We start from the raw sequence: 6,664 nt of genomic DNA, 5'->3' as shown, positions 1-6,664 counted from the left end.
GCAAAAAGCCCTAAGCTAACGCTTAGGGCTTTTTGCATATGTATAGATTAGAGTTTTTAGATACTTTCCTATTTTTCCTTCTCTTTACGTTTTTTTGCTAACCATTTTACCTTTTCCTTTCCTATCGATGGGCGTGCATAGCCAGTCTGCGATAAAATTCTTATAACGGAAGGAGACTCTTTTTTGATAGGGTATTGGTGTATTGAAACTAATTGTGGATGAGGCGTGCGGAAAAGAACCTATGCAATGAGATATGTTGCTGGCCAGCCAGCTGTACGTATCTTTCCTCCTGGGGAAATTAATTACCCCGAACAAGCTCTACCGACAGGCTCATTGCTGCTGGAGGGCGATGTCTTACGCGTAATGGTGTGGAACATTTTCAAGCAGCAAAGGTTGAATTGGCTTTCCGTATTGCAGAATTTCGGTAAAGGCACCCAATTAGTCCTGTTGCAGGAAGCGCAAAGTACGCCAGAACTCATCCGTTTTGCAACCACTAACTACCTCTCAGCCGATCAAGTACCTGCGATTATCCTTCCACAACACCCATCAGGTGTGATGACGCTATCAGCTGCCCAGCCGGTATATTGCTGTCCTTTACGTGAAAGGGAACCTTTGCTGCGTTTGGCTAAGTCCTCTCTGGTAACGGTTTATGCGCTTCAGAATGGCCAGAGGCTGATGGTTATCAACATCCATGCGGTTAACTTTAGCTTTGGTGTTGAGGTTTATACCAAGCAGTTGGCTGCAATTGGAGAACAACTCGTGCATCATCAAGGGCCGGCTATTATGGCTGGAGATTTTAATGCATGGAGCCAACAACGGATCAATGCACTGAATCGATTTGCGACAAGGATGGGGCTGCAGGAAGTGAATTTCGTCGATGATCAGCGACGTAAAGCGTTTGGTCGACCGTTAGATTTCATTTTTTACCGTGAGATGGCCGTTAACCAGTCTTCTGTATTGGTAACCCAGGCCTCAGATCATAATCCACTGCTCGTCGAATTTAGCCTGATTTAATCGCCATAAAAAAAACAGCCCTCTACAAACTGTAGGAGGGCTGTTTTTTGTAGCTGATTCTGATAAGACCTTAAGAATCAGGTTTTATATTGCTGCTAACATATAGCGTCAGACGATCGCCTGGCTGGATGTTGGCATTCTTGTTGATAACCGTATTCCAGCGCATCACATCAGCGATATTTACGCCATGGCGTTTAGCAATGCTTGCAAGCGAATCACCCTTTCGTACTTGGTAGGTGATAGAGCCACTATTGCCTGAAACTTTAGCAACTTGCAGCGTCTGACCAACCTTAAGCGCTCCAGCGCTACGCAGATTGTTCCAGCTTTGTAAATCTTTCGTGCTGACATTAAGCCGTGCTGCAATAGCCGATAAGGTATCACCTGAACGTACCTTATACTGCTGTGACGCTGGTGTTGACTGTGTTTGCGCTAAACGTGTTGGTTGAACCGCTGCGATGTCGCCATCAGCTAGTGAGTCTTTCAACTGCTCAACATGAGCTTTAGGAACCATAATGTAATGTGGCCCATTTGGCGCGGTAACATTACGTTTATAGCCCGAGTTATAGCTCTTCAGTTTGTTCAACGACAGGCCAGCCATCTCAGCTGCTTGTGTCAACTCTATCTGCTGCCCCAATTCCACCTTGGCTAATGCCCGGCTTTCATTGGGCTGTGGCAGATTCACGCCGTATTTTTTGCTGTTTTTAAGAATGTCGCTTAAGGCCAGCATTTTAGGAACATAAATTGACGTTTCACGTGGTAACGCCAATGCCCAGAAGCTGGTCGATTTTCCTTTTGCTTTATTCGATTTCATCGCTTGCATGACACGTCCTTCACCACTGTTGTATGCAGCAACTGTCAATAACCAGTCACCATCAAACATCGTGTTGAGGCGTTGCATCATATCCAGCGCAGCCGTCGTAGACGCAATCACGTCGCGACGCCCGTCGTACCATTGGTTCTGTTTCAAACCATAATTACGTCCTGTGCCGGGGATAATCTGCCATAGCCCAGCGGCATTGGCGGATGATGTGGCACTTGGATCAAAAGCGCTCTCCACTATGGGTAGCAGTACCAGTTCCATCGGCATCTTACGTTGCTTAATCTGCTCGACTATCCAGTACATGTACGGCTCTGCCCGTAATGTTACATCGTGGAGATAGCTCTTATTTTTCAAATAACGCATTTTTTGCTCGCGGATCCGGGCGTTATCCGGAACCTCCATCTTCAGCTCGTCGCCAATGAAGTTCCACAGATCTCGTTGCGCGAGACTATCGTCATCTAGCCATCGCGCGGAGGCCTCTCGACCATCTGTGTACTTTCCTGCTTCACTTTGACTTGCCGAAGACAAACTCTGTGCATGCTGTTTAGGTTGCGAGGTGTCATGGGGTGAGACCTGACAACCTGCCAGCAAGACTGAGGCGATGATCATCGCTTTAGCCTTCATATGTTGGTCAATAGTTGCTTAAAAGACGAGCAAGGATACTTTGATTAGAGGAATAGCACAACCTAAACCTTCAAAAGCAGTCTTTCTTGCTGCGTAGCATCTCAAAAGCTTGCCAATTCTCTATATTTTCAGGTTCATTTGATAATTTTCTTTTTAAATCAATCTCATGACAGCGGAGGAATAGATTGATTCTTCTCTCCAGACCTAGTGTTGTTGGTAAACTAGACTGCGATTTTTCTCGTATCTGACTGATTTTATGAAGATAAGATTCAATATCTGGATCTTCAGGCCATATAGCATTAGAAAATTTTAAGTTTGATAGCGTGTACTCATGAGCGCAGCACACCACGGTATCGTCAGGAAGTTCTGCTATTTTTTGAATAGATTCATGCATTTGCTTCGGTGTGCCTTCAAAGATACGACCACATCCTGCTGAAAATAGCGTATCGCCACAGAACAAAAATGGCGCATTATAGTAGGCAATATGACCAGAAGTGTGTCCTGGAACCTCAATTACAGAAAATTCCGAATTTAACAAAGAGACGGTATTTCCTTCCTCAACCAGGCAGGTTGCGCCGCATTTCGCAGTTTCTTTCGGGCCAAAAACGGGCAGGTTAGGGTAATGATTGAGTATCTCACTGACGCCTCCCACGTGGTCGTTATGGTGGTGAGTGAGCAAAATTGCTTCGGGCAAAAGTGAGTTTTGAGCGAGCGCATTAAGCACTGGACTTGCCTCACCTGGATCGACGATCACACAGCGGTTTGCTTTATTGCTCAATAACCAAATGTAGTTATCCTGAAGTGCGGGGATACTGATAAGATTCATTCATCACCTCTTTTTGCTAGTAGCCTGGGGACGACAACAGAAGATGAAATCGGCACAAATCCCTCAGACCATTGTTGCACCTGATTCATGGGATGATATCACCTGCGGGCAATTTTATCGTGAGTCGCTTGAACAGGCCTTGTTGCCATGGTGGCCAAAACTCTTTGGTTTTCATCTAATCAAGATCGGGGCATTGAGTGCGGAAATCCACGTAACAGAGTGCGCGATTGCGCATCAGGTCAATGTTGCTCCACACGGTGATAACCTTCAGGTTATGGCTGATGCTTATCAATTACCCTTCTCTGAAAAATCGATTGATGCCTGTTTGCTCGCCCAAACGCTCTCTTATTCATCGGACCCGCATCGCGTTCTGCGGGAGGTTGATCGTGTTTTGGTGGATGATGGTTGGCTAATACTCAGCACGTTTAACCCGATCAGTCTGGTTGGGCTTGGCAAACTGATCCCTCGGCTTAATAAAAAGCATCCCTATTGCAGCCGCATGTTCACTCGAATACGTATCACGGACTGGCTGGGACTATTGAACTACGAAGTTATTCATCAGACCCATTTTCACGTTACGCCGTGGCGAAAGAATAAAGGGAAGTTGAATAAACATATTCCGATGCTGGGATGTGTGACGCTGATTATTGCCCGAAAGCGAACCATTCCACTGACGTCCACGCCGATGAGAGCGCGGTTGCGAAAAGCATCTGTGCGCCGCACGGTGGGCGCAACAAAGATATATCGGAGATGAGGTGGACGGCTAAGGTGATTTACTCAGCCTGATAACCGGTGTCATCAAGCGTTGGCGCACTGGCGGCAGCGCGAGCGAGTTCATCGCAGCGCTCGTTTTCTGGGTGACCCGCGTGCCCTTTTACCCATTCCCAGCGCACGGAATGGCGCTGAATCGCGCTATCCAGCCTTTTCCAGAGATCGACATTTTTGACAGGCTTTTTGTCGGCTGTTTTCCAACCACGTTTTTTCCAGTTATGAATCCAACTGGTGATTCCCTGACGAACATATTGACTGTCTGTGCTGAGTACGACGTCACAGTCGGTAGTCAGTGTTTCAAGCGCTGCAATTGCGGCCATCAACTCCATCCTGTTATTCGTCGTAAGACGATAACCAGCACTCAATGCTTTTTCGTGCTGCTTGTAGCGCAGCAGGGCGCCATAACCGCCGGGGCCGGGATTACCGAGGCAAGATCCGTCGGTGAAAATTTCTACCTGTTTGCGCATCTCTGGTAGACTCTCCCTCATGGTAAAAACGGCAAGTCTGACATAAACGAAAACGATGAGCACTGAAATTACGCGACAAATCGTCCTGGATACAGAAACCACCGGTATGAATAAGCTGGGGGTTCACTACGAAGGGCATAAAATTATCGAGATCGGTGCGGTCGAAGTGATTAACCGCCGCCTGACTGGCCGTCATTTTCACGTCTACATCAAACCCGATCGTTTAGTGGATCCAGAAGCCTATAACATACATGGTATCAGCGATGAGTTTCTTGCTGATAAACCGACGTATGCTGATATTGCAGATGATTTTCTCGATTTTATCCGTGGCGCGGAATTGGTCATTCATAACGCGACGTTTGATATCGGCTTTATGGATTACGAATCTCGGTTGCTGAATCGGGATATTCCCAAGACAGAGACATTCTGTAAGATCACCGATAGCCTGTTTATGGCGCGGAAGATCTTTCCCGGTAAGCGTAACAGCTTGGATGCGCTCTGCGATCGCTATTTGATAGACAACAGCAAGCGTACGTTGCACGGCGCATTGCTCGATGCCGAAATTCTGGCAGAAGTTTATCTGGCGATGACCGGTGGTCAAACTTCTCTGACTTTTTCGATGGAAGGTGAAGCGCAGCGGCAGAATGAGAATAATGAAACTATCCAGAGGATTGTCCGCCCTCAATCGGCGTTAAAGGTGCTTTACGCTGATGAAACAGAGCTGCTCGCGCATGAACAACGTCTGGATTTGGTTGCTAAAAAAGGCGGTAGTTGCCTGTGGCGGACAGAATAACGTCGCTGAAGTGTTGCCCTTTGCGTAGCAAAACGGATTGTTTGATGATGTCTTGGGTGAGAAAATAGTCAGTAAGATGAAATTATAAACAAATAGAAACGGTTAGTTATAAAAAGCATTGACGTAATAGTGCCATCATCTTAGTATTCATCCCGCTCAGTGAGCACGAGTGGAGCGGTAGTTCAGTTGGTTAGAATACCTGCCTGTCACGCAGGGGGTCGCGGGTTCGAGCCCCGTCCGTTCCGCCACTTATTGGAGACCCTGAATCAGCAATGATTCAGGGTTTTTTCATTTATAGCCCTTATAAAAAAGAGCTGTAGAAAATAGCTTGTAGAAAAATGGCCACCGCAGAACGCGGTGGCCATTTTTTTAGAAATCCCAATCTTCGTCTTCGGTGTTGACGGCTTTACCGATCACATAAGACGAACCGGAGCCAGAAAAGAAGTCGTGGTTCTCATCGGCATTTGGCGATAGCGCCGAGAGAATCGCAGGATTCACATCCGTCATGCTGGCGGGAAACAACGCTTCATAGCCCAGATTCATCAGTGCTTTGTTGGCGTTGTAGTGAAGGAACTTCTTCACATCCTCCGTCCAACCCACGCCGTCATAGAGTTCCTGTGTATACAGCACCTCGTTATCGTACAAATCCTGTAGCAGGTCGTAAGCGAAGTTTTTTACCTGCTGCTGGCGAGCGGGATCGGCCTTCGCTAGTGCTCTCTGGAATTTGTAGCCAATATAGTAGCCGTGTACGGCTTCGTCACGAATGATGAGCCGGATTAAATCTGCGGTGTTGGTGAGCTTGGCGCGGCTTGACCAGTACATCGGCAGGTAGAATCCAGAGTAGAACAGGAACGACTCCAGAAACACGCTGGCGACTTTTTTCATCAGTGGATCGTCACTACGGTAGTGCGACAGAATAATGTCGGATTTTTTCTGTAGCGCCGGATTCTCTTCGCTCCAGCGATAAGCATCATCCACTTCGCTGGTCAGGCACAGCGTCGAGAAAATGGAGCTGTACGAGCGAGCGTGCACGGCTTCCATAAAGCTAATGTTAGACAGCACGGCTTCTTCGTGCGGCGTCACCGCATCGGGCATTAACGTTGGTGCGCCTAGCGTATTTTGGATGGTGTCCAGTAGCGTCAGGCCGGTGAACACACGAATCGTCAACTGACGTTCGCGGGTATTTAGCGTGCTCCACGACGGGATATCGTTAGAGAGCGGCACCTTTTCCGGCAGCCAGAAGTTGGACGTTAGTCGGTTCCAGACTTCCAAATCCTTGTCGTCTTCAATTTTGTTCCAGTTAATCGCCTGGACGCGAGTGAGTGCGGTCATGTTTCGATTTCCTTCCG

7 protein-coding genes and 1 tRNA gene are annotated in these 6,664 nt (G+C 47.5%); 4 read left to right on the top strand and 4 right to left on the bottom strand.

The window, feature by feature from the left end; genetic code table 11:
• Positions 1–225: 225 nt before the first annotated feature.
• Positions 226–1,014 carry an endonuclease/exonuclease/phosphatase family protein gene (locus A0G03_RS18350; protein WP_048261665.1) on the top strand — a complete coding sequence of 263 codons (789 nt, stop codon included), beginning with the start codon at positions 226–228 and terminating at the stop codon, positions 1,012–1,014.
• Positions 1,015–1,084: 70 nt separating this feature from the next.
• Here the strand turns inward: A0G03_RS18350 and mltD are convergent, their stop codons facing one another.
• Both mltD and gloB read right to left on the bottom strand, forming a co-directional pair.
• Positions 1,085–2,458: a murein transglycosylase D gene (gene mltD, locus A0G03_RS18345; RefSeq protein WP_048261663.1), complete on the bottom strand. Its 1,374-nt coding sequence runs from the start codon at positions 2,456–2,458 to the stop codon at positions 1,085–1,087.
• A 70-nt stretch (positions 2,459–2,528) separates the two neighbouring features.
• Positions 2,529–3,284, bottom strand: coding sequence for a hydroxyacylglutathione hydrolase (gloB, locus tag A0G03_RS18340; protein ID WP_048261661.1), 756 nt, complete (start codon positions 3,282–3,284; stop codon positions 2,529–2,531).
• Positions 3,285–3,327: 43 nt separating this feature from the next.
• Here gloB and A0G03_RS18335 point away from each other — a divergent pair, with 43 nt between their 5' ends.
• Positions 3,328–4,038 carry a class I SAM-dependent methyltransferase gene (locus A0G03_RS18335; RefSeq protein WP_048261660.1) on the top strand — a complete coding sequence of 237 codons (711 nt, stop codon included), beginning with the start codon at positions 3,328–3,330 and terminating at the stop codon, positions 4,036–4,038.
• A 19-nt stretch (positions 4,039–4,057) separates the two neighbouring features.
• Here A0G03_RS18335 and rnhA read toward each other — a convergent pair whose 3' ends face one another.
• A complete protein-coding gene (rnhA, locus tag A0G03_RS18330) occupies positions 4,058–4,624 on the bottom strand; it encodes a ribonuclease HI (RefSeq protein ID WP_167389302.1) in 567 nt (188 codons plus the stop codon).
• Between rnhA and dnaQ the strand changes: the two genes are divergently transcribed.
• Both dnaQ and A0G03_RS18320 read left to right on the top strand, forming a co-directional pair.
• Positions 4,578–5,315 (top strand): DNA polymerase III subunit epsilon, encoded by a 738-nt coding sequence (dnaQ, locus tag A0G03_RS18325; protein ID WP_048261657.1) that lies wholly within the window; start codon positions 4,578–4,580, stop codon positions 5,313–5,315. The genes rnhA and dnaQ overlap by 47 nt on opposite strands.
• A gap of 171 nt (positions 5,316–5,486) precedes the next feature.
• A tRNA-Asp gene (locus tag A0G03_RS18320) sits at positions 5,487–5,563 on the top strand.
• A gap of 121 nt (positions 5,564–5,684) precedes the next feature.
• Here A0G03_RS18320 and nrdF read toward each other — a convergent pair.
• Positions 5,685–6,647, bottom strand: a complete 963-nt coding sequence (nrdF, locus tag A0G03_RS18315; protein ID WP_048261654.1) for a class 1b ribonucleoside-diphosphate reductase subunit beta — start codon at positions 6,645–6,647, stop codon at positions 5,685–5,687.
• Positions 6,648–6,664 lie beyond the last annotated feature (17 nt).

The organism is Pectobacterium peruviense (genome assembly GCF_002847345.1).
Lineage (GTDB): Bacteria > Pseudomonadota > Gammaproteobacteria > Enterobacterales > Enterobacteriaceae > Pectobacterium > Pectobacterium peruviense.
Note: the sequence above shows the minus strand (reverse complement) of the source record. Positions and strands in the feature narration are given on the sequence as shown.